Below are 21,779 nucleotides of genomic sequence, written 5' to 3' on the forward strand. Positions count from 1 at the left end.
ACTCGGTAGGACGGGTCGAAGTCCTATGAGGTTGCCCCACTTTCGGGGAGGATCTCCTACAAGGACCCTCCCCGTAAACCAGTCGATCAATACCGATCCGTCTCAGCCCCCAACCGGTCCCCAACCCGCCGTTTTCCCCCACACGTCCCCCTTCCCCCGGATGCGAAGTGGAAGAGTCCTCCCTATGCAGGTCTGGCCGGGTCAGGCGTACCCCCTCGGTGCCACCTACGACGGTGCGGGCACCAACTTCGCGGTCTTCTCCGAGGCCGCCGACAGAATCGAGCTCTGCCTCCTGCACGACGACGGCTCCGAGACGAACGTGGAGCTGCGGGAGTCCGACGCGTTCGTCCGGCACGCCTATCTGCCCGGGACCATGCCGGGGCAGCGGTACGGCTTCAGGGCGCACCGGGAGTACGACCCGGCGAACGGCCACCGCTGCAACTCGTCGAAGCTGCTGCTGGATCCGTACGCGCGCGCCGTCAGCGGGACCGTCGACTGGGGCGAGGCGGTCTACGGGTACCGCTTCGGCCGCCCCGACGCGCGCAACGACTTCGACTCGGCGCCGCACACGATGACGTCGGTGGTGGTCAACCCGTACTTCGACTGGGGCGACGACCGGCCGCCGCGCACCCCGTACCACCACACGGTGCTCTACGAGGCCCACGTGAAGGGCCTGACCATGCTGCACCCCGGTCTGCCCGACGAACTGCGCGGCACGTACGCGGGCCTCGCGCACCCGGCGGTGATCGAGCACCTGGTGGAGCTGGGCGTGACGGCGCTGGAGCTGATGCCCGTCCACCAGTTCGTCGACGACCACCGGCTGGCCGACGCCGGGCTCGCCAACTACTGGGGCTACAACACCATCGGCTTCTTCGCCCCGCACAACGCGTACGCCTCCTGGGGCGACCGGGGCGAGCAGGTGCTGGAGTTCAAGCAGGCGGTGCGGGCGCTGCACGAGGCGGGCATCGAGGTGATCCTCGACGTGGTCTACAACCACACGGCCGAGGGCAGCCACCTGGGCCCCACGCTCTCCTTCCGGGGGCTCGACAACGCCTCGTACTACCGGCTGGTGCCGGACGACCAGCGCTACTACATGGACACCACAGGCACCGGCAACAGCCTGCTGATGCGCTCCCCGCACGTCCTCCAGCTGATCATGGACTCGCTGCGGTACTGGGTGACGGAGATGCGGGTCGACGGCTTCCGCTTCGACCTGGCGGCCACGCTGGCCCGGCAGTTCCACGAGGTGGACCGGCTGTCGTCGTTCTTCGACCTGGTGCAGCAGGATCCGGTGGTGAGCCAGGTGAAGCTGATCGCCGAGCCCTGGGACGTCGGCGAGGGCGGCTACCAGGTGGGCAACTTCCCGCCGCTGTGGACGGAGTGGAACGGCAAGTACCGCGACACCGTACGGGACCTGTGGCGCGGCGAGCCCGCCACGCTCGCGGAGTTCGCCTCGCGGCTCACCGGCTCCTCCGACCTCTACCAGGACGACGGGCGGCGCCCGCTCGCCTCCATCAACTTCGTGACGTGCCACGACGGCTTCACGCTGCGCGACCTCGTCTCGTACGACGAGAAGCACAACGCGGCCAACGGCGAGGACAACCGGGACGGCGAGAGCCACAACCGGTCGTGGAACTGCGGGGCCGAGGGCGAGAGCGACGACCCCGGGGTACTGGCCCTGCGGGCCCGCCAGACGCGCAACTTCATCGCGACGCTGCTGCTGTCGCAGGGCGTGCCGATGCTCGGCCACGGCGACGAGTTCGGGCGCACCCAGGGCGGCAACAACAACGCGTACTGCCAGGACAACGAGGTCTCCTGGGTCCACTGGCCGGACGAGGACGACGAAGGGGCGCGGCAGCTGCTGGAGTTCACGCGCGCGATGGTGCGGCTGCGGGCCGAGCACCCGGTCTTCCGGCGCCGCCGCTTCTTCCACGGCCGCCCGGTCGCGGGCACCCGCGACGAGCTGTCCGACATCGCGTGGTTCACGCCCGAGGGCGAGGAGATGGCGGAGGAGGACTGGGAGGCCGCCCACGCGAAGGCCCTGACGGTGTTCCTGAACGGCAGGGCGATCTCGGAGCCGGGGACGCGGGGGGAGCGGATCACGGACGACTCGTTCCTGCTGATGTTCAACGCGAGCGGGGAGGAGATCGGGTTCACGGTGCCGATGAACCACGGGCGGGAGTGGGAGGTGGTGGTGGACACGGCCGCGGAGGCGGGCGTCCCCGACGGCACTCCGCACAAGGCCGCGGCGGGCACCGAGCTGCGGCTGGTGCCGCGCTCCTTGACGGTGCTGCAACGCCCGACGTGACGCCGTGGGCCGTCCGCCGCGCGAGCGGGCCGCCACCGACCCGTATCACCCGTTCGGGCGTACGCCTCCTGCGGCGCCCCGCGGCCGGTGGTCCGCTGGGAGCATGCCCCCGCAACCGCCGCCCCTGGCCCATGCCCCGCCCGCGCCGCCCCGCTTCGACCACCGCCTGGGCGCCTGGACGCTGAGCCGCCCCGCCGACGTGGCCCTCGCCCTCACCGACCCGCGCTTCTCCGGCGGGCCCGCCGCGACCTGGGGCTTCTGCCGGGGCGAGGGACACCGCGCGGACCCGGCGGGCGCCGCCGCCGAGCGCCTCGCGCCCGCCGTCGAGCGGACGGCGTACGTACTGGCCCGCCGCATCGCGGCCCGCCCGCGCGCCGACCTCGTCGAGGAGTTCTGCCGCTGGCTGCCCGCGGGGGCCGTGGCCAGTGCCTGCGGGCTCGGCTACGCGGAGCTGGCGCAGGCGAGGCTGGACGCGGCGGGTCCTTGCGCGGCCCGCACCGCGCCCAGGGAGCGCGCGCTCGCCGCGTTCCTCCGCGCGGTGCTGGCGGCGCCCCACCGGTGGGGCGCGCTGCGGGCCGACCCCGCGCTGGTGGACCGGGCCTGGACCGACGTGCTGCGCAGGGACCCGCCGGTGCGGCACGTGCTGCGGCGCACCACGGCGGAGATACGGCTGGCGGGGGCGACGCTGCCCGCCGGGGCCTTCGTGGCGTGCCACCTGGACCCGTACCGCTTCCACCCGGCGGGACCCGCGGACTGCCCGGCGGCGCTCCTGGCGAGGCTGGAGGCGGCGCATGGGCTGCGGGCACTGCTGGAGGCGATGCCGGGGCTGCGGCTGCTGGGGCGCGGGGGGCTGGTGGTGCGCCCGGGGGCCGCGCCCGCTTGAACCGCGGCGCCCGCTGAACCACGGCCCCCGGGCCACCCGGCACCGCCCGGGGCTCCCGCCGCCCCGCCGCGCCCGAGGCCCCCGCCGCCCCGCCGCGCCCGGGGCTCCCCGGCACCCCGCCGCGCCAGCCCCCTGGCTCCCGCCGCCCCGCCGCGCCCCTCTGGCTCCCCGCCGCCCCGCCTGCGCCCGCCCCCCCTAGCTCTCCGCGACCCTCCCGAGCAGCGCCACCGGACGCCCCCCGAACAGCTCTTCCGCCCCCACCCGCGCACCCCCCGCCAGCTCCCGCCCGGGGTCCAGCACGTCGCGCCACACCCCCGGCGGCAGCCCCAGCTCCGTCCCGCGCCAGCCCCCCGCCTCCGCCAGCCGCAACGACAGCCGGGTCACCGCCGTCACCACCTCCCCCGAGCGGCAGAACGCGAGCAGGTGCCCCGCCGCGGGGCCCTCCGCGTACAGGGGCGCGTACGTCCCCGACGGCCCGAAGGCCCCCGGGCGCTCGCGCCGCAGCCGCAGCGCCGCCACCGTGAGCCGGTGCTTCTCGCCGGAGCCGTCGCCCGGCCTGAACGGCCGGCGGTTGTCCGGGTCGACCAGCGCCGCGTACTCGTCCTCTGTCCCCTGGTACAGGTCAGGCACCCCCGGCATCGTCAGGTGCAGCAGCGCCGCCCCCAGGACGTTCGCCCGCACGTGCGGCGCCAACTCCCTTGCCAGCGCGGCCAATCGACCCGCCGCCGCCCCCGCGGGCCCCGCCGCGACGAAGTCCGACACGGCCCTCTCGTACACCGGATCCCGCTCGGTCCAGCCGGTGTGCAGCCCCGCCTCCCGCACGGCCTTCAGCAGCGCGCCCCCCAGCCGCCCGGCATCGGGAAGGCCGAAGCCGAACGCGGTCTGCCAGCCGAACCACGCCAGATGGGGATCGGGCGACGGCACGTCGGCCAGCTCCCGCAGCGCCTTCGCCCACCGCCCCGGGCACTGCGACAGCACGGAGATCCGCGCCCGGACGTCCGCGCTGCGCTTGGTGTCGTGCGTGGACAGCACGGTCCCGGTGGCGGGCCAGTCCCTGGCGATCCGCTCGCAGTGCGCGTGGAACGCGGTGGGGGGCACCGCGGGAGCCCCGGGATCGCCGCCGACCTCCGTCGCGGAGACCAGCGGGACGTACCGGTAGAAGGCCGTGTCCTCCACCGCCTTCGCCCGCAGCGCCGACGACACCTGCGCGAAGCGCGCCTGGAACTCCTCGTGGGTCAGGGCCAGTTCGCGGACCACGTCGACCGCGTCCGCCTCCTGCGGCACCGCGAAGACCCGCCTGGCCTGGCGCGCCGCGTCCGCCGGGAGCGCGGTGTCGCCGCCGTGCCGGTACGGGCGGTACACCGGCACCCGCACCAGCAGCTCCCGGATCGCGGTGCGCAGCGCCCACGGCGCGTGGTCGGCGGGCGCGAGCCGGACCGCGAGGCGCGTGAGGCGCTCGGTCTCGGCGGCCAGCTCGTGGGTCACCACCTTGTACGCGGCGCGCCTCGCCGTCGCCTCCCAGTACCCCCCTCGGTCGCCGGGCGCGTTGGTGAAGTCCTGGTAGACGTGGTGGAGTTCGGTGGCTCCCGGACCGTCCACGAGGACGCCGTCGACGCGGTACAGCGCGTCGTACCCCGTCGTCCCCGCCACCGCCCAGCCCGCGGGCAGCCGCTCCTCGCCGGTGAGGATCTTCTCGACCACGGTCCAGCAGGCGCCGCCCGTCGCCCCGTCGAGGCGGCGCAGGTACGCCTCGGGGTCGGCGAGCCCGTCGGGGTGGTCGATCCGCAGCCCCTCGACGACCCCGTCCCGCACCAGCTCCAGGAGCTTGCCGTGCGTGGCGGCGAACACCTCGGGATCCTCGACCCGGACCCCGATCAGCTCCGAAATACTGAAGAAGCGGCGGTAGTTCAGCTCGGTGCGGGCCGTGCGCCACCAGGCGAGCCGGTAGTGCTGCGCGGCGAGCAGCTCGGGCAGCGGGAGGCCTCCGGTGCCGTCCCGGAGCGGGAAGTCCTGCTCGTAGTAGTGCAACGCGCCGCCCTCGACGTGGAGTTCGTCCATGACCTCGCCGAGCCGGCCGCCGAGCACGGGCAGCAGGATCCGTCCGTCGCCCGCCGCCCAGTCGATGTCGAACCAGCGCGCGTACGGCGAGTCCCGCCCCTTCGCGAGCACGTCCCGCAGCGCGGGGTTGTGGCGGGGCGACGCGGCCATGTGGTTGGGCACGACGTCCACGACGAGGCCGAGGCCGTGGGCGCGGGCGGTCGCGGCGAGGGCCCGTAAGCCCTCCTCGCCGCCGAGTTCCGCGCGCACGCGGGTCGGGTCGACGACGTCGTACCCGTGCGTCGAGCCGGGGACGGCCTCCAGGACGGGCGAGAGGTGCAGGTGCGAGACGCCGAGGGCGGCGAGCCGGGGCACCGCCTCGGCCGCGGCCGCGAACGGGAAGTCCGGCTGGAGCTGGAGCCGGTACGTGGCGGTGGGAGTCATGCGAACGTACGTACCCGGGGGCGGGGGCTTCGACGCGGGGCGCGCCGCTGTCCGCGCCCCTACGGGGCCCCGTGGCACACGGGCCCGTCCCCCACGCCCCGCACGCCCCGCGCAAGCGGTCCCGCGCCCTTCAGCAGCTCCGTGAACGCCCGTGCCGCGCCCGTCAGTTCCACCCGGGAGAACACCGTCAGGGCCCGGCGCCACGGCGGGTCCACCGTCAGGAGCACGCAGTCCTCCCCCACCGCGCCCCGCGCCACGTGCGCGGGCGCCGTGCAGACGCCCACCCCCGCCGCCGCCATCCGCACGGCGGTCGAGGTGTGCTCGGTGCGGACCGCCGTGCGCGGCACGAAGCCCGCGTGCCCGCACGCCCAGTCCAGGAACCGCTGCCCCTCCACGACGGGCTCCATCGCGCAGCGGATCCACGTGTGGTCGGCCAGCTCTTCGAGGCGCACCGACGTACGGCCCGCGAGCCGGTCGTCGAAGGGGGCCACCAGCACGATCTCCTCCTCGCCCACCGGGACGACCGGCCCCGGCCAGTGCGGCGGCGGCGGACCCACCGCCAGGTCGGCGACGCCCCGCTCGACCTGGTCCTCCAGCGCGTCGGACGTGGCGTACTCGTGGAGGTGCAGCGTGACCCCCGGGTGCTCGCGCTGCCAGCGGGCGAAGACGTCGGGGAGCACGCCGACCGCGACCGCGTGCAACGTCGCGACGTGCAGCTCCCCGCCCCGCGCCCCGGCCGCCGCGCGCGCCGCCCGCTCGGCCTGGGCCGCGCTGCGGACGGCGAGTTCGGCGTGGGGCAGGAACGCGCGGCCCATCGCGGTGAGCCGCACCCCGCGCGGCAGCCGTTCGAGCAGCTCGCCGCCGACGGACTTCTCCAGCGCCTTCACCTGGTGCGAGAGCGCGGGCTGGGTGACGTGCAGCAGTTCGGCGGCGCGCGTGAAGGACGCCTCCTCGACGACCGTGACGAAGTACTCCATCTGCCGCAGGCTCACCGCCGCCCCTTCCATGAGCGTTGTGCATCGGAGTCACACAAACATTGCCTTGGACTCGTGGCAAGGGCCGGAGAGAGGCTCCGATCATGACTGAGACCCCGATTTCCGCAGCTCACGACAGCGCCCCCGGTACCGTCGACGTGATCGTCGTCGGTGGCGGCACCGGCGGCTACTCCACCGCCCTGCGCGCCGCGTCCCTCGGCCTCACCGTGCTGCTGGCCGAACGCGACAAGGTCGGCGGCACCTGTCTGCACCGCGGCTGCATCCCCAGCAAGGCGATGCTGCACGCCGCCGAGCTGGTCGACGGCATCGCGGAGGCCCGCGAGCGCTGGGGCGTGAGGGCGAGCGTCGACTCGGTCGACTGGGCGGCGCTGGTGGCGTCGCGGGACGACATCGTCTCGCGCAACCACAAGGGCGTGGAGGGCCACCTCGCGCACGCGGGCGTCCACGTGGTGCGCGGCAGCGCCCGGTTGACGGGGACGCGCACCGTGCGCGTCGAGGGGCACGGGGAGTTCACCGCGCGGCGCGGCATCGTGCTGGCGACCGGTTCGCGGCCCCGGCCGCTGCCCGGCCTGGCCGCGGACGGGCGGCGCGTCGTGACCAGCGACGACGCGCTGTTCGCGCCCGGCCTGCCGAAGTCCGTGCTGGTGCTCGGCGGCGGTGCGATCGGGGTGGAGTACGCCTCCTTCCACCGCTCGATGGGTGCCGACGTCACCCTGGTCGAGGCCGCCGACCGGCTGGTGCCGCTGGAGGACGCGGACGTGAGCCGCCATCTGACGCGCGGCCTGAAGAAGCGCGGGATCGACGTGCGGACGGGCGCGCTGCTCCAGGAGGCGACGGTGCTGGAGGACGGCGTACGGGCCACGGTCCGCACCGCGCGCGGCGAACTGCGTGCGGTCGGGGCGGAGCGGCTGCTGGTGGCGGTGGGCCGGGTGCCGGTGACCGAAGGGCTCGGCCTGGCGGCGGCCGGACTGACCGCCGACGAGCGGGGGTTCGTGGCGCCCGCCGACTGGGACAGGCTGGAGACGGCGGTCCCCGGCATCCACGTGGTGGGCGATCTGCTGCCGCCGCCGTCGCTCGGCCTGGCGCACGCGTCGTTCGCCGAGGGGCTGCTGGTCGCCGAGACGCTGGCCGGGCTGGCTTCCCCGCCGGTCGACTACACGGCGGTGCCCCGGGTGACGTACTCCTCGCCGCAGACCGCTTCGGTGGGCCTGTCGGAGGCGGAGGCCCGCAACCGGGGCCACGGGGTGACCGTGAACACGATGCCGCTGACGGCGGTCGCCAAGGGCATGGTGCACGGCCGGGGCGGTGTGGTGAAGGTGGTCGCCGAGGCGGCGGACGGCGCGGGACGTGCGGGGCGCGTGCTCGGCGTGCACCTCGTCGGCCCGCACGTCTCGGAGATGATCGCGGAGAGCCAGCTGATCGTGGGCTGGGACGCGGAGCCGTCCGACGTGGCGCGGCACGTGCACGCCCACCCGACGCTCTCGGAGGCGGTGGGCGAGGCGTTCCTCACCTTGGCAGGTCGCGGACTGCACCAGCAGTGAGGGACCGGACGCGCTGCAGGAACCGGACGCGTTGCCGTCGCGCATCCGCAAACGGACGCCTTCGATGTTGAACTCTCCATGCGTGCGGCCCTGGTTGGGCCGGTCCACGCATCGTTGCCGATCGCTTGGGAGAGTGATGAGAATGCGCAGACTGCTGAACGGAACCGCTGTGGTCCTCGGCGGCATGGCCCTGGTCGCCGCCACTCAGGGCGTCGCGGGTGCCTCGACCACCTCGGCCTCGGGCGCCACGGAGGTGCCGAGCTGTGTGACGTACCAGGAGATCGCGATGGGGAACGTCTGGGCGAACATCACCAACAACTGTTCGACCACGCAGCGTGCCACCGTCCAGTACGGGGACAGGATCGACCCGACCTGCTACACGCTGCAGCCCGGTGAGACCAAGACCAGCTACATCGGCTTCAACTGGAACCGCGTCACGCGCCTCGTCAGCTGCTGACGCGCCACGGGCGCTCCGGGCGGTGCGGCCCCCACCGCACCGCCCCGGGGCGCCCACGTCAGCCCAGCTCGAACACCGGTCCGGTGGAGGCGTGCAGCACGCACTCGTTCGGGAACGCCTTCGCGTAGGCCACGCGGCGCCCCTTCCACTTCCCGTACGCGACCGCCGTCACCGGCTCGTAGATGAACGGGCACGCGGTGCCCGTCCGGCGGATCTGCCAGATGTCGCCGTCGACCTCGTCGAGCGCGGCGCACGCCTCGGAGTTCCTCGGGTGGCCGCCGCCGTCGGGGCACCTGATGAAGGCGCTGTTGACGTTCCCGGTCGGCTCCTCGCCCCAGACCATCGAAACGTGGATCCAGTCACCGCCCTCCGCGCGGGCCGTTCCCGGCGCGTCCGTGTCCGGCGCGTCCGCGCCCGCCGCGCCGCCGCCCGCGAGCAGCAGCGCACCGGCCACGCCGAGCGCGAGCAGTCCGTTCCGTACCGTACGAGCCGACCGGGCCATCGCGTTCCACCGTTCCTCGGGCACGCGCGTGCGCGTGCCTGCCGCAGCGCGGGCGAACACCTGCGCTACTGCATGCATCGGCGCACGGAACGGGCCGCTCAACCCGTGCCACCCGATCGGCCCCGGGACCCCGGTCGCCGGGCGCGGGTCCTCAGGCGGGCGGCGGGGGCGCGGCCGGCGGGGCGGCCGGGGGCGCGGAAGCGGGCGGCTGCGGCGCCGGGGGCCGGGGCACGGGGGCCTGCTGGGGCACGGGGGCCTGCTGGGGCACGGGAGCCTGCTGCGAGGGATCCGGCTGAGCGGGGTCAGGGGAGGGGCCCTGCTGCGAAGGGTCCTGCTGCGCCGGGGGCTGCGGCGCGTACTGATGCGGTGCGTACTGATGCGGCACGGGCGGCTGCGGCGCGGGCAGCTGCGGTACGTGCGGCTGGGGCGCGGCGAGCTGGGGGGCGTACGGCTGTGGAACGTACGGCTGCGGCGCACCCTCCGGGCGGCCGCTCTGCGGGTAGGCGCCCGGCGGCTGCGGTGCCGGTGCCGTGAGCCGGAAGGCCATCCGGCCGAAGCTGACCTGGTCCCCCTCGTGGACGACCACCGTGCCGGTGACCCGCTGGCCGTTCACGCACGTGCCGTTGGTCGAGCCGAGGTCCCGCAGGATCCACACCGCGCCGTACCTGCTCAGCTCGGCGTGCATCCGCGACACCGTCTCGTGGTTGAGCCGCAGGCCGTTGCCCGGGTCGCGGCCGATGCGCAGCGCGCCGGGGCCCGCCTCGGGCAGCAGCAGCTTGGGCAGCCGCTCGAACTGCCACGCCTTGCGCAGCCGCATCGTGAACGCGGACATTCCGCCCACCGCCCCGAACACCCGCTTGGTCCAGCGGCTCCCCGTCTCCAGGTCGGCCGTGAGCACCGCGAGCTCGTCCGACCTGCGCGCGGCGAGGGCCAGTTCCATGCGCCGCATGAAGGTGTCGTGCGAGAGCTTGCCCTGCGCCGCGCCTTCCCTGAGCAGCCCGAGGACACGGTCGCGCTCGGCGTCGGAGAGCCGCGCGGACGAGATGTGGGGCTCGAAGGAGGAGGACGTCACAGACGCGATTGTCGGTCGGGAGCCCCCGAAGTGTCCAGATGAGGCCCATTACCTCGCCCGCGGGCGATCCGGAAGCCCCCTGCGGGGCCGCCGCCGTGTGGTGAAAACCGCAGCCCGCACCCGGGGCATCGCTGCTAGCGTCTGCGCTCAATCACGCAACGGGGGAACCACATCTTGTCCAGCACGCCGCCCGAAACGCTCGTCAGGCCCCTCACGGGCGTCGCCGAGCTCCCGCTCTTCAACCGCCTCTCCTACGTGCTCGACCACGAGCTGGAGGACGACTTCGCCGCCGGGCGCCGCCGCCCCGAATGGACCTGGGTCGCGCTGAGCGGCGACCGGCTGCTCGCCCGGCTGGCCTGGTGGACCAAGCCGGGCAGGGCCGAGCCGATGTTCCTGGACTTCTTCGACCTGGACGACGCGCTCCCCGAGGCCGAGCGCGTCGAGGTCGGCGTACGGCTCCTGGAGACCGCGTCGGCCGCCGTGCTCAAGGGCGGCCCCCGTCCGGAGTACGGCCGTTTCGTGCCCGCCGACTGGCGCGACGACCCGGCGGCCCGCGCCGCCGTCACGGCCCGGATGACCGCGGCCGAGCGGACCGGCGCCCGGCTGCTCGTGGAGCGCCTGCGCCTGGAGTGGAACCCGGCCGTCGCCGCGGTCCCGGCCGCGTCCGGGCGGCTGCGCTTCCGGCCCGTCGTCGACCGCGAGGACCTGGTCGCGCTGATGGCGCTGGTCATGGCGGGCACGCTCGACGCCCACGGCCTGGCCGACCTCGCCTCGGGGCTGAGCCCGCGCGAGGCCGCCGAGCAGCACTACGACGAGGAGTTCGCCGGCTACTCCTCGCCCCGGGAGTGGTGGCGCGTCGCCGAACTGCCCGACAGCGGCGAGCCCGTCGGCTTCGTGGTGCCCGCGCACAACGGCTACAACGCCACGATCGCGTACATCGGCGTGCTGCCCGCCCACCGCGGCCACGGCTACATCGACGACGTGCTCGCCGAGGGCACCCGGATCCTGGCGGCCGAGGACGTGCCGCGCGTCCGCGCCGCGACGGACCTGGCGAACGTCCCGATGGCGCGTGCGTTCGCGCGCGCCGGGTACGTGAACTTCGAGCGGGCGATCGACATGACCTGGGACGCCCTCCCGTAGCCCCGGACACCGTCCCGCACCGTTCCCACCCGTCCCGGCACCGTTCCCCACCACGTTCCCTGACGGCATTTCAGGCCGGGAAGCACCTCACGCAACCAGCCGTACCCGGTGGTACGTTGCCGCGATCGTCGCCGTCTCGTCGCGGCGGCGTACCACCCCACCCCCCCTCGCAGCACCGACCACAGACGGGACACCCCCCATGACCGAACTGGTCGTTCGCGCCCTCGCCCGGGGCGAGACAGCCCTCTTCCGCTCCCTCAAGGACCCCGGTCTCGTCGGCCGCGCGGTCCTCGGCACCGAGTTCGCCACGGTCCACGAAGGCGGTGACTACCGACCCGAGTGGAGCTGGGTCGCCCTGCGCGACGGCGTCGTGGTGGCACGTGCCGCCTGGTGGGCGGGGCCCGCCGACGACGAACCGATTCTGCTCAACTGGTTCGACATCGCCGACGGCGAGGAGGAGGCGGGCGCCGAACTGCTGCGCCGCGCCCCGCTGCACGCCGAGTACGAACTGATACTGCCGCCGGGCTGGCGCGACCTGCCCGACGTGCGGGAGGCGGCCGAGGCGCGCATCAGGTCCGTACGGGCCTCCGGCATGCGGCCGCTGGTCGAGCGGTACAGCTACCGCTGGACCCCGGAGTGCGGGCTGCCGCCGCGCTCCGGACGGCTGGAGTTCAGACCCGAACCGTCCGACGAGGCGGTCCTCGACGTGCTGCGCAGGGTGCACTCCGTGACCCTGGACGCGCACGCCCAGCGGGCCATCGCGGAGAGCGGGATCAACGCGGCGGCCCAGGAGGAGCTGGACTTCTTCCACTGGTGTCCCTCGCCCCGCGAGTGGTGGCGCCTGGCGTACACCCCGCAGGGCGAACTGGTCGGACTGCACGTCCCGGCGATCAACTCCACCGGCCCCTGCATCGCCTTCGTCGGGGTGGTGCCCGAACAGCGCGGCCACGGCTACGCGTACGACCTGCTGGTCGAGTGCACCCACTTCCTCGCGGAGGAGGGCGCGCAGTTCATCGCGGGCGCCACCGACCAGGGCAACATCCCGATGGCGAAGGCCTTCGAGCGGGCCATGCACCCGGTGAGCCAGGAGCGCGTCCACCTGGTGTGAGGCGCTACGGCCGCCGGGTGGCCGCGATCGCCTCGCGGTACCAGTGGTACGAGTCCTTGGGGGTCCGCTCCAGGGTCTCGTAGTCGATGTGCACCAGGCCGAACCGCTGCCTGGTGCCCTCGGCCCACTCGAAGTTGTCGGTCAGCGACCAGACGAAGTACCCGCGCACGTCGACCCCTTCGGCGAGGGCCGCGTGCACGGCGCGCAGGTGCCCGTCGAGGTAGTCGATCCTGCGGGCGTCGCGCAGCCCCTCGTACGAGCAGCCGTTCTCGGTGATCACCAGCGGCGGCAGCCGGTCGCCGTACCGCTCGCCGAGCCCGACGAGCAGGTCGCGCAGCCCTTCGGGGACCACGGGCCACCCGAAGTCGGTGCGCTCGGCGCCCTGCGTCTCGTAGAAGGCGAAGGGGATGCCGGACGGGAGGTCGATGCCGGAGTACGCGTCGACGGCACCGGGCTCGGGGGCGCCGACGAGGGACGGGTTGTAGTAGTTGACCCCGCAGAAGTCGAGCGGGGCCGCGATCGTCGCGAGGTCGTCGGCGACCGGTCCCGGCATGGCCTCCGCGATGCCGTCGGGGTAGCGGCCCGTCAGGACCGGGTCCACGAACGTCCAGTTGGTGAGCGTGTCGTACAGCTCGGCCGCCGCCAGGTCCGCCGCGCTCCCGCCCGCGGCCCGCACCGGCGTGCAGGAGAGCGCGATGCCGACCTCCTCGACGCCCACGGCGCGCAGCGCCCGTACCGCGAGGCCGTGCCCGAGCAGTTGGTGGTGGGCCGCGGGCAGCGCGTCGAAGAGCAGCTTCCTGCCCGGCGCGTGCTCCCCCAACGCATAGCCCAGCAGGGTGACTTCGGCCGGTTCGTTGATGGTGATCCACTTGCGCACGCGGTCGCCGACGCGTTCGGCGACGATGCCCGCGTACTCCGCGAAGCGGTAGGCGGTGTCGCGGTTCAGCCAGCCGCCCGCCTCCTCCAGGGCCAGCGGGGTGTCCCAGTGGTAGAGCGTCGGCACGGGCGCCACGCCCCGCGCGCACAGCTCGTCGACGAGCCGGTCGTAGAAGTCGAGCCCCGGGGCGTTGACGGTGCCGCTGCCGCCCGGGACGACTCTCGGCCAGCTCACGGAGAACCGGAAGGCCCCGGCGCCGAGCCCCGCGGCCAGGGCGACGTCCTCGCGGTAGCGCTCGTAGAAGCCGGTGCCGACCGTCGGGTCCGAGCCGTTCTTGATCCGCCCCGGCTCGGCGGCGAAGGCGTCCCAGCCCGACGGGCCCTTGCCGTCGGCGTCGACGGCGCCCTCGGTCTGGAACGCGGACGCGGACACGCCCCACAGGAAGCCCGGCGGGAAGACGGGCAGCGGCTCGGTCGGGGACGGCGGCGGCGAGGACAGCGGCTCGGTCATGGCGGAGACCTTAATCGGCCAACGTCCAGGTCTGAAGACCCCGATCTTGCCAGGATGGTGGGCACGACGAACCCAGGGGGCCACAGGTGCGTTTCGAGGTGTGGGCGCCGCACGCGGCGGACCGCGTCACCCTCCGACTGGAGGGCGCGGACGTGGAGTTGGAGCGGGATCCGGGGCGCGGCGCGGGCTGGTGGTCCGTGGAGGCGCGGGCGTCGGGCGGCGCGCGGTACGGCTACGCGCTCGACGGCGGGCCCGTGCTGCCCGATCCGCGCTCGCGGCGCCAGCCGGACGGGCCCGACGGGCCGAGCGCGCTGGTGGACCACCGCGCGCACCACTGGCGCCACGGCTGGGCGGGCCGCGACCTGCGCGGCGCGGTCCTCTACGAGCTGCACATCGGCACGTACACCGGGGCCGGCACCTTCGACGCGGCCGCCGAACACCTCGGCCACCTCGTCGAACTTGGCGTCACACACGTTGAGTTGATGCCGCTCTGCCCGTTCCCCGGAACGCACGGCTGGGGGTACGAGGGGGTGTCCCCGTGGGCCGTGCACGAGCCGTACGGCGGCCCCGAAGGACTCAAGCGGTTCGTGGACGCAGCGCACGGGCACGGCCTGGGCGTCGTCCTGGACGTGGTCCACAACCACCTGGGCCCCTCCGGGAACCACCTTCCGCCGTTCGGCCCGTACTTCACCGACACCCACCGCACTCCGTGGGGCTCGGCGGTCAACCTCGACGCGCCCGGCTCCGACGAGGTCCGCGCGTACCTGCTGGAGAGCGCGCTGTCCTGGCTGCGGGACTACCGGATCGACGGGCTGCGGCTCGACGCGGTGCACGCGCTGGCCGACTCCAGGGCGCTGCCGTTCCTCGAAGAGCTGTCGGCGGCGGTGGACGACCTCGCCGCGCTGCTCTCCCGCCCGCTGTTCCTGATCGCCGAGTCCGACCTGTGCGACCCGCGCACCACCGCGCCGCGCGCCGAGGGCGGGCTCGGGCTGCGCGCGCAGTGGAACGACGACTTCCACCACGCCCTGCACACCGCGCTCACCGGCGAGTCCCAGGGCTACTACGCGGACTTCGCGAAGGCGCCCCTCGCCGCCCTCGCCAAGACCCTCACCAGGGCGTTCTTCCACGACGGCACGTACTCCTCCTTCCGGGGCCGCGTCCACGGCCGCCCGGTGGACCGCACCCGCACCCCCGCGCACCGCTTCGTCGGCTACGCCCAGACCCACGACCAGATCGGCAACAGGGCCACCGGCGACCGCCTCTCGCAGTCGCTCTCCCCCGGCCTGCTGGCCTGCGCCGCCGCCCTGGTCCTCACCTCGCCCTTCACGCCCATGCTGTTCATGGGCGAGGAGTGGGGGGCCCGGACGCCCTGGCAGTTCTTCACCGACCACCAGGACCCGGAGCTCGCGGCGGCCGTACGGGAGGGCAGGAGGCGCGAGTTCACCTCCCACGGCTGGGCCGCCGCCGACGTCCCCGACCCGCAGGACCCGGCGACGCGGGACCGCTCGTGCCTCGACTGGACCGAGCCAGCCCGCGCCCCGCACGCCGGCCTGCTCGCCTGGCACCGCGAGCTGATCGCCCTGCGCCGCGCCCAGCCGGACCTGTCCGATCCCGACCTCGCGGCGCTGCGGGTCGCGTACGACGAGGAGGCGCGCTGGATCGCGTACCGCAGGGGGGACTTGAGGATCGCGGTGAACCTCGCCGCGGAGCCCGCGCGGATCGCGCTGGGCGCGGGGAGGGTGGTCGCGTCGTGGCAGCGGGTGGCGGCACCGGACGAGGACGGGACGCTGTGCCTGCCGCCGGAGTCGTGCGCGATCCTGTCGGACGTCTGAACGCGTCCGATCGCCCCCGCCCGGAAAGTCCCTTGCCCTGGAGTGCGCTCCAGCACGTAGGTTCGCCGCCATGGAGCAACGAAACCTCGGCCGGACCGGTCTGCGCGTCAGCGAACTCTGCCTGGGCACCATGGTCTTCGGCGACGACGAGCAGGGCCACGCCGTCCTCGACGCCTTCGCCGAAGCGGGCGGAACGTTCATCGACACGGCCGACATGTACGGCAACGGCGTCTCGGAGGAGATCCTGGGGCGCTGGCTGAAGGGCCGCGACCGCGACCGGTTCGTCATCGCCACCAAAGTGTTCGCGACGACGGGCGACGGGCCCAACGACGGCGGACTGAGCCGCAAGCACGTCGTCTCGGCCGTGGAGGCGAGCCTGCGACGGCTCGGCACGGACTACGTCGACCTGTACCAGACCCACGTCTGGGACGCGACGACCCCGATCGAGGAGACCCTGGCCACCCTCGACACGCTGGTGCGGGCGGGGAAGGTGCGCTACGTCGGCGCGAGCAACATCGCGCCCGGACAGCTCCAGCGGGCGCTCGACGTGGCGCGCGGGCAGGGCTGGGAGCCGTACGTCAGCCTCCAGCCGCTCTACAACCTCCTCTACCGCGAGGTGGAGTGGGAGCTCGGGCCGATCTGCGCGGCGGAGGGCGTCGGCATCATCCCGTGGAGCCCGCTGCAGGGCGGCTGGCTCACGGGCAAGTACCGGCGCGGCATGTCGGCCGCCCCCGCGGGTTCGCGCGAGGAGCGCTACCAGCGGGAGCTGGGGCGCGAGGCGTGGCGGGAGCGGGACAACGAGGAGACGTGGCGCGTGGTGGACGCGCTGCTGGAGGTCGCGGAGGAGACCGGGCGCACGCCCTCCCAGGTCGCGCTGCGGTGGCTGCTGGGCCGGGAGGCGGTGACGGCGCCGATCGTGGGGGTGCGGACGGTGGAGCAGCTGGCGGAGAACCTGGGGGCGGTGGGGTGGACGCTCTCGCCCGAGCAGGTGTCCCGCCTGGACGCGGCGAGCGACCGGCCGAGGCCGTACCCGTACGACATCCTGCACCGCTTCCGGAACCGGGTCCGCGAGGAGTCCTGAGACGGGGCGTTCAGAGACCGCGGTTCCCCGCGCCCCTGAGAAGGGGCGCGGGGAACCGCGCGGTCTTCTGGCGCCCCCGGGCAACGGGGCCCGCCCCGCCGCCCCCGGAAGCCGCCCCGCCTACTCCACGACCGCCAGCCCCCGGTCGGTCCCGTTCAGCCGCCGCCCGCCCTCCTCCGTAACCGCCACGATGTCCTCGATCCGCACTCCGAACCGCCCCGGCAGGTACACCCCGGGCTCCACCGAGAAGCACATCCCGGGCACCAGCTCCCGCTCCTCCCCCTCGATCATGTACGGCGGCTCGTGCGTCGTGACGCCGATCCCGTGCCCGGTCCGGTGGATGAACCGCTCCCCGTAACCGAACTCCGTGATCACGGCCCGCGCCGCCCGGTCGACGTCCTGGCAGGCCGCCCCCGGCCGCACCGCGGCGACCCCCGCGGCCTGCGCCTCGCGCACCACGTCGTGGACGCGCCGCTCCTCCGCCGTGGGCTCGCCGACGTGCACGGTCCGCGACGTGTCGGAGCCGTACCCCGCGAGCAGCCCGCCGAAGTCGAGGACGACCATGTCGCCGTGCTCGATGACTCGCTCGCCCGCCTCGTGGTGCGGATTCGCCCCGTTGGGCCCGGACCCGACGACGGTGAAGTCGACCTGCGAGTGCCCGAAGTGCCGCAGCAGGTCGGCCAGGTCGGCGGCCACCTCCAGCTCGCGCCGCCCGGCGAAGCGGACCTTCAGGATCTCCTCGTACGTGGCGTCGGCCGCCGCCCCCGCCGCCGCGAGCCGCGCCAGTTCGTGCTCGTCCTTGACCGCGCGCAGCATCGGCAGCGCCTCGGTGAGGGAGACGTACGAGGTGTCGGGCAGGGCCTGCTGGAGCCCCAGCAGGTGCATCGCCCAGGCGTTGTCGCTGACCCCGAACCGCCCGCCGCCGTCGAGCAGCGGCGCGGCCACCCCGTACGGATCGACCCCGTCCTTCCAGTCGCGCAGCGTCAGCGCGCCCGCGCCGACCGCCCGCTCGGCGTCCGGCGCCTCCAGGGTCGGCACGACGAGCACGGGGTCCTGCCCTGCGGCGAGCACCAGCACGGTCAGCCGCTCGGTGATCGCGGTGGGCTGGTACCCGGTGAGGTACACCAGGTCGGGTCCGGGAGCGACGAGCACCCCGGCGAGCCCCGCCCCGGTCGCGGACTCGACGGCGCGGGCCATCCGGGCCCGGTAGTCGTCGACGGTGAACGGCTCGGGTGCGAACGGCTGCGTGCTGCTGGACATGTCAGGGCCTCCTAGTCGCCGCGACCATCCTGCCCGCGCGCTCCGCCCCTCGCCATCGCGAAAGGCCCGGCCGCCCCTTTCTCCCGCTACCCCTTCCCCCCCTGCTCCGCCACCAGCCGTTCCAGCAGCTCCTGGAACTCCTCGCCGATCACGATCCGCAGCCCGTCCCCCTCGTCGTCCCGGTCGCTGAGCTGCGTCATCGTCCCGCCGCGCCACCAGTAGACGTACGGGCTGATGGCGCCGGGCGTGTCCGCGAAACCGGCCGCCGCGAAGCCCGCCATGGCGTTCAGCGCGGAGAGCATGCCGGTGTCGTGGATGGCGTGGAAGACCAGCTGGTGCCGGAACGGCATCGCCACCAGCGCCCCGTCGGCCGGCAGCACCGCGCCGGTCACCTGCGGCACGACCAGGTCGAGCGCGAGGACCCGGCTCGCGGTGTAGAAGGACTCGCCGGCCAGCACCTCGAAGCGCGAGCCGTCGTCGTCCTCGACGGTCTCGTGCATCTCGACGGGCAGCCCGCGCAGGTTGTACAGCGCCTGTTCGCGCAGCGCCTGGAACTCCCCCAGCGGCTCCAGCGCCTCGTCGGTGAGCATCATGACGCTCTCCGGCAGGTCGAGCGCCAGGATCTCGTAGAGGCCGGGGGCGACGGACCGCGCGTACCCGAAGCTCTGCGGGTCGAGCCCTTCGGCGCCGACGACGCGCGGGTAGAGCTGGGCCCTGATCTGTTCGGGCGCCATCGTGTCGAGCGCGGAGGGGGCGTCCATGGTGCGCAGCACCATCCCGACGTGACGGCGGATCAGCGCGGGCCAGCCGCGCGGGCCGCGCTCGTCGTTGTGGCAGACGGCGGCGAGGTTGCCGAGGCCGAACTGGCGGCCGCCGCTGTCGGTGACCACGTCCGCGTAGACGTCGACCTCCAGGCCCTGCTCGGCGAAGGCCGCCCGCACCTCTCCTCTGAACCGTGTGCCCTCGTCGGCCGAGAAGAAGCTGAACTCGGCATCCCTGGGCGCGTCTTTGGCGTCACGCTTCGGTCCTCGCCGGAATATCCGCACTTCAGTGGCCTCTCGTTTCGGTACGCCGTCACGGCCGGACACGGGCCCCGCAGCTTTGAGCGTACCGAGATCGGCGTCAGCCGACAGGCCCCGGGTCGATCACCAGGTCCGCGCGGTGGCGGCCCCGCGCCACGAGCCGGGCGTTCGCCTCGTCGGAGGTCTCGACCCAGCGTTCGGCACGGGAGCGCTCCTTGCCGAAGCGCACGTGCCGCTCGACCAGTCGGCGCACCCGCAGGGCCGGGTCCGGATCCAGGAACCACACCTCGTCCAGGAGGCCGCGCACGGGGGCCCACGGGCCGTCGTCGAGCAGCAGGTAGTTCCCCTCGGTCACCACCAGCGGCACGTCGGCCCCGACCGGCAGGCTCCCGGCGATCGGCTCCTCCAGGGCGCGGTCGAAGGCGGGGGCGTACACCGTCCGCCCCTCCTCGGGAGCACGGAGGCGGCGCAGCAGGGCCACGTATCCGGGCGCGTCGAACGTGTCGGGCGCGCCCTTGCGGTGGGCGCGGCCCAGGCGCTCCAGCTCGGCCCGCGCCAGGTGGAAGCCGTCCATGGGCACGACGGCGGCGAGGCCGTCGAGCCTTTCGACCAGGGCGTCGGCGAGCGTGCTCTTCCCGGCGCCCGGGGGGCCGGTGATCCCGAGGACCGTGCGCGCGGAACGCCCCACGAGCCCCCGGGCCCGCAGAACGAGGTCGTCGAGCTCCATGCGGGCATGGTGCCACGGGCGGGGCGCGCCGCGTGCGCCCCGCCCCTGCGCCGTTCCTCCGCTACGCCCCGCCCTCCAGGTACGCGAGCACCGCCAGCACCCTGCGGTGCACGGACCCGTCGTCCGGCGGCAGCCCGAGCTTCATGAAGATCGACCCGATGTGCTTGCTCACCGCCCGCTCGGTCACCACCATCTCCCCCGCGATGGTCCCGTTCGCCTTCCCCTGCGCCATCAGCTCCAGCACCTCGCGCTCCCGGGCCGTCAGGCTCTGCAGCGGCCGCGCCGCCGCCTTCCGCGTCAGGAGCTGCGTCACCACCTCCGGGTCCAGCGCGGTGCCGCCGCCCGCGACCCGCTCCAGCGCCTGGAGGAACTGGTCGACCCGCCCGACCCGGTCCTTCAGCAGGTAGCCGATGCCCTGCGCGCCCTGCCCCAGCAGCTCCGCCGCGTACGTCTCCTCGACGTACTGCGACAGGACCAGGATCGGCAGCTCGGGCATCTCCTTGCGCGCCGCGAGCGCCGCCCGCAGCCCCTCGTCGCGGAACGTCGGCGGCAGCCGCACGTCGAGGACGGCCGCGTCCGGCCGGTGTTCGAGCAGCGCGGGCAGGATCTCCGGCCCCGTCGCCGCGACCGCCACCACCTCGTGCCCCGTACTGCTGAGCAGCAGTACGAGTCCCTCCCTCAGCAGTGCGTTGTCCTCGGCGATCACGATCCGCACGGAAGCTCCACTTCGATCTCGGTCGGCCCCCCGACCGGGCTGCTGATCCGGGTGGTGCCGTCCAGCGCGGCGACCCGCCGCCTGATCCCCACCAGCCCGCTGCCGGCGCCATCGTCGGCACCGCCGTGACCATCGTCCCCGATGGTGACGTACAGCGTGCCCCCGGCCCTGGCGAGCAGTACTGTCGCGGCCTTGGCCCCGCTGTGCTTGCTGATGTTGGTCAGGGCCTCGGCGAGCACGAAGTAGGCGGCGGCCTCGATCGCGGCGGGCATGCGCCGCTCCTCGTCGAGGCCCGTGAGGTCCACGTCCACCGGCACCGACACGTCGGCGGCCAGCGCCCGCACGGCGCCCGTCAGGCCCCGGTCGGTCAGGACCGGCGGATGGATGCCGCGCACGACGTGGCGCAGCTCGGCCAGGGCCTGTTCGGCGCCGTCCTGGGCCTCGTCCAGGCGGAGCTTCGCGGCGGCCGGGTCGTGGTCGAGCAGCTGCTTGGCCAGGCCGATGCGGAGCGAGAGCGCGACGATCCGGGCCTGCGCGCCGTCGTGCAGGTCGCGCTCGATGCGGCGCAGCTCGGCGCCGTGCGCCTCGACCGCGCCCGCCCGGCTCTCGGTCAGTTCCGCGATCCGCTCGTCGAGCACGGCGGACTTGGCGGGCTTGAGGAGCTGGAGGGTCCAGGTCGCGGAGAGCCTGGCGAGGTAGGGGTGCCAGCGCAGCAGGAGGCCGCCGCGCTCGGGGACCGGCATGCCGTACTCGTCGTGCTGCCGCCGGTCGTACCGGGAGACGACCGGCAGCGCGACGGAGTCGACGAGCAGTCCGAGCGGCCACAGGACCATCGTCAGGTAGCCGAACGCCTGGGTGACCAGCGTGTGCACCACGAGCCAGCGGCAGGCCCGCCAGGTCCCGGGGTCGCGGAAGGTGTCGCGGACCCGCTCGCCGAGGGTGCCGTTCGCGGGCAGCATCCGCTGCGGCGGGCAGGGCACGCCGAGGTACTCGGCGGCCCGCCGCCGTTCGAACTCCGCTCCCCTGCGCAGCACCTTGACCGCCTCGGGCCAGGTGGGCAGCCCGATCACCACGAGCGCGAACAGCAGCGACGCCCCGACCAGGACGATGCTCACGTAGCAGATCCACCCGATGAGCACGCCGAGCAGCAGGAAGCCGGAGGCGTGCCAGGAGCGCCCGAGCGCGGTGGACAGGGGTGTGGTGCGCATGATCGACCACGGTACGGGGCCGGTCGCCCGGCCCGACAGGCAGCGCACCCCACCGGCGGG

At 74.2% G+C, this 21,779-nt stretch carries 18 protein-coding genes; 8 read left to right on the forward strand and 10 right to left on the reverse strand.

Annotation, left to right across the window (positions count from 1 at the left end; all coding sequences use genetic code 11):
- Positions 1-184: 184 nt before the first annotated feature.
- Both glgX and ACIBNE_RS36085 read left to right on the forward strand, forming a co-directional pair.
- Complete coding sequence (glgX, locus tag ACIBNE_RS36080) at positions 185-2,308, forward strand: glycogen debranching protein GlgX (RefSeq protein ID WP_399279336.1); 2,124 nt, start codon at positions 185-187, stop codon at positions 2,306-2,308.
- Positions 2,309-2,411: 103 nt separating this feature from the next.
- Entirely contained in the window at positions 2,412-3,191 is a 780-nt protein-coding gene (locus ACIBNE_RS36085) for a cytochrome (RefSeq protein ID WP_399279338.1), read from the forward strand.
- 195 nt (positions 3,192-3,386) lie between these two features.
- Here the strand turns inward: ACIBNE_RS36085 and treY are convergent, their stop codons facing one another.
- Both treY and ACIBNE_RS36095 read right to left on the reverse strand, forming a co-directional pair.
- On the reverse strand, positions 3,387-5,672 hold the full coding sequence (gene treY / locus ACIBNE_RS36090; protein WP_399279340.1) for a malto-oligosyltrehalose synthase: 2,286 nt from the start codon (positions 5,670-5,672) through the stop codon (positions 3,387-3,389).
- Positions 5,673-5,731: 59 nt separating this feature from the next.
- Entirely contained in the window at positions 5,732-6,664 is a 933-nt protein-coding gene (locus tag ACIBNE_RS36095; protein ID WP_399279342.1) for a LysR family transcriptional regulator, read from the reverse strand.
- Between the two features lie 86 nt (positions 6,665-6,750).
- Between ACIBNE_RS36095 and lpdA the strand changes: the two genes are divergently transcribed.
- Positions 6,751-8,208 carry a dihydrolipoyl dehydrogenase gene (gene lpdA, locus ACIBNE_RS36100; protein WP_399279344.1) on the forward strand — a complete coding sequence of 486 codons (1,458 nt, stop codon included), beginning with the start codon at positions 6,751-6,753 and terminating at the stop codon, positions 8,206-8,208.
- Between the two features lie 142 nt (positions 8,209-8,350).
- Positions 8,351-8,665 carry a hypothetical protein gene (locus ACIBNE_RS36105; protein ID WP_399279346.1) on the forward strand — a complete coding sequence of 105 codons (315 nt, stop codon included), beginning with the start codon at positions 8,351-8,353 and terminating at the stop codon, positions 8,663-8,665.
- Positions 8,666-8,723: 58 nt separating this feature from the next.
- Here ACIBNE_RS36105 and ACIBNE_RS36110 read toward each other — a convergent pair whose 3' ends face one another.
- Complete coding sequence (locus ACIBNE_RS36110) at positions 8,724-9,245, reverse strand: SSI family serine proteinase inhibitor (protein WP_399279348.1); 522 nt, start codon at positions 9,243-9,245, stop codon at positions 8,724-8,726.
- A 73-nt stretch (positions 9,246-9,318) separates the two neighbouring features.
- Entirely contained in the window at positions 9,319-10,239 is a 921-nt protein-coding gene (locus ACIBNE_RS36115) for an FHA domain-containing protein (protein ID WP_399279350.1), read from the reverse strand.
- Positions 10,240-10,413: 174 nt separating this feature from the next.
- Here ACIBNE_RS36115 and ACIBNE_RS36120 point away from each other — a divergent pair, with 174 nt between their 5' ends.
- Together ACIBNE_RS36120 and ACIBNE_RS36125 are read left to right on the forward strand one after the other, a co-directional pair.
- Positions 10,414-11,379 carry a GNAT family N-acetyltransferase gene (locus ACIBNE_RS36120; RefSeq protein WP_399279352.1) on the forward strand — a complete coding sequence of 322 codons (966 nt, stop codon included), beginning with the start codon at positions 10,414-10,416 and terminating at the stop codon, positions 11,377-11,379.
- A gap of 199 nt (positions 11,380-11,578) precedes the next feature.
- A complete protein-coding gene (locus tag ACIBNE_RS36125) occupies positions 11,579-12,487 on the forward strand; it encodes a GNAT family N-acetyltransferase (protein ID WP_399279353.1) in 909 nt (302 codons plus the stop codon).
- Between the two features lie 4 nt (positions 12,488-12,491).
- Here ACIBNE_RS36125 and ACIBNE_RS36130 read toward each other — a convergent pair whose 3' ends face one another.
- Entirely contained in the window at positions 12,492-13,874 is a 1,383-nt protein-coding gene (locus tag ACIBNE_RS36130) for a GH1 family beta-glucosidase (protein WP_399279355.1), read from the reverse strand.
- An 86-nt stretch (positions 13,875-13,960) separates the two neighbouring features.
- On the opposite strand from ACIBNE_RS36130, the gene treZ reads away from it, so the two are divergent.
- Positions 13,961-15,706 (forward strand): malto-oligosyltrehalose trehalohydrolase, encoded by a 1,746-nt coding sequence (treZ, locus tag ACIBNE_RS36135; protein ID WP_399279357.1) that lies wholly within the window; start codon positions 13,961-13,963, stop codon positions 15,704-15,706.
- A 70-nt stretch (positions 15,707-15,776) separates the two neighbouring features.
- Entirely contained in the window at positions 15,777-16,787 is a 1,011-nt protein-coding gene (locus tag ACIBNE_RS36140; protein WP_399279359.1) for an aldo/keto reductase, read from the forward strand.
- Between the two features lie 120 nt (positions 16,788-16,907).
- Here ACIBNE_RS36140 and ACIBNE_RS36145 read toward each other — a convergent pair whose 3' ends face one another.
- From ACIBNE_RS36145 to ACIBNE_RS36165, 5 genes are all read right to left on the reverse strand, one after another.
- Positions 16,908-18,047, reverse strand: coding sequence for an aminopeptidase P family protein (locus ACIBNE_RS36145; protein WP_399279361.1), 1,140 nt, complete (start codon positions 18,045-18,047; stop codon positions 16,908-16,910).
- A gap of 86 nt (positions 18,048-18,133) precedes the next feature.
- Complete coding sequence (locus tag ACIBNE_RS36150) at positions 18,134-19,093, reverse strand: hypothetical protein (RefSeq protein ID WP_399279363.1); 960 nt, start codon at positions 19,091-19,093, stop codon at positions 18,134-18,136.
- 76 nt (positions 19,094-19,169) lie between these two features.
- On the reverse strand, positions 19,170-19,796 hold the full coding sequence (locus ACIBNE_RS36155; RefSeq protein WP_399279365.1) for a nucleoside/nucleotide kinase family protein: 627 nt from the start codon (positions 19,794-19,796) through the stop codon (positions 19,170-19,172).
- Positions 19,797-19,857: 61 nt separating this feature from the next.
- The gene (locus ACIBNE_RS36160; RefSeq protein WP_399279367.1) at positions 19,858-20,511 is read right to left on the reverse strand and encodes a LuxR C-terminal-related transcriptional regulator; all 654 of its coding nucleotides are present in this window, start codon (positions 20,509-20,511) and stop codon (positions 19,858-19,860) included.
- Complete coding sequence (locus ACIBNE_RS36165; RefSeq protein WP_399279369.1) at positions 20,499-21,719, reverse strand: sensor histidine kinase; 1,221 nt, start codon at positions 21,717-21,719, stop codon at positions 20,499-20,501. Before ACIBNE_RS36165 ends, ACIBNE_RS36160 begins: the two co-directional genes overlap by 13 nt.
- Positions 21,720-21,779: the final 60 nt, after the last annotated feature.

Origin of the sequence: Streptomyces sp. NPDC050504, from assembly GCF_044458065.1 — a bacterium.
In the GTDB taxonomy this organism is placed as follows: Bacteria; Actinomycetota; Actinomycetes; order Streptomycetales; family Streptomycetaceae; genus Streptomyces.

Bases quoted from the DNA above. Each gene is read 5' to 3' on its own strand.
- ACIBNE_RS36145 (WP_399279361.1), bottom strand. From the start codon at position 18,047: ATGTCCAGCAGCACGCAGCCGTTCGCACCCGAGCCGTTCACCGTCGAC.
- ACIBNE_RS36110 (WP_399279348.1), bottom strand. From the start codon at position 9,245: ATGCATGCAGTAGCGCAGGTGTTCGCCCGCGCTGCGGCAGGCACGCGC.
- treY (WP_399279340.1), bottom strand. From the start codon at position 5,672: ATGACTCCCACCGCCACGTACCGGCTCCAGCTCCAGCCGGACTTCCCG.
- glgX (WP_399279336.1), top strand. From the start codon at position 185: ATGCAGGTCTGGCCGGGTCAGGCGTACCCCCTCGGTGCCACCTACGAC.
- ACIBNE_RS36105 (WP_399279346.1), top strand. From the start codon at position 8,351: ATGCGCAGACTGCTGAACGGAACCGCTGTGGTCCTCGGCGGCATGGCC.
- ACIBNE_RS36165 (WP_399279369.1), bottom strand. From the start codon at position 21,719: ATGCGCACCACACCCCTGTCCACCGCGCTCGGGCGCTCCTGGCACGCC.
- lpdA (WP_399279344.1), top strand. From the start codon at position 6,751: ATGACTGAGACCCCGATTTCCGCAGCTCACGACAGCGCCCCCGGTACC.
- ACIBNE_RS36155 (WP_399279365.1), bottom strand. From the start codon at position 19,796: ATGGAGCTCGACGACCTCGTTCTGCGGGCCCGGGGGCTCGTGGGGCGT.
- ACIBNE_RS36130 (WP_399279355.1), bottom strand. From the start codon at position 13,874: ATGACCGAGCCGCTGTCCTCGCCGCCGCCGTCCCCGACCGAGCCGCTG.
- ACIBNE_RS36085 (WP_399279338.1), top strand. From the start codon at position 2,412: ATGCCCCCGCAACCGCCGCCCCTGGCCCATGCCCCGCCCGCGCCGCCC.
- ACIBNE_RS36140 (WP_399279359.1), top strand. From the start codon at position 15,777: ATGGAGCAACGAAACCTCGGCCGGACCGGTCTGCGCGTCAGCGAACTC.
- ACIBNE_RS36125 (WP_399279353.1), top strand. From the start codon at position 11,579: ATGACCGAACTGGTCGTTCGCGCCCTCGCCCGGGGCGAGACAGCCCTC.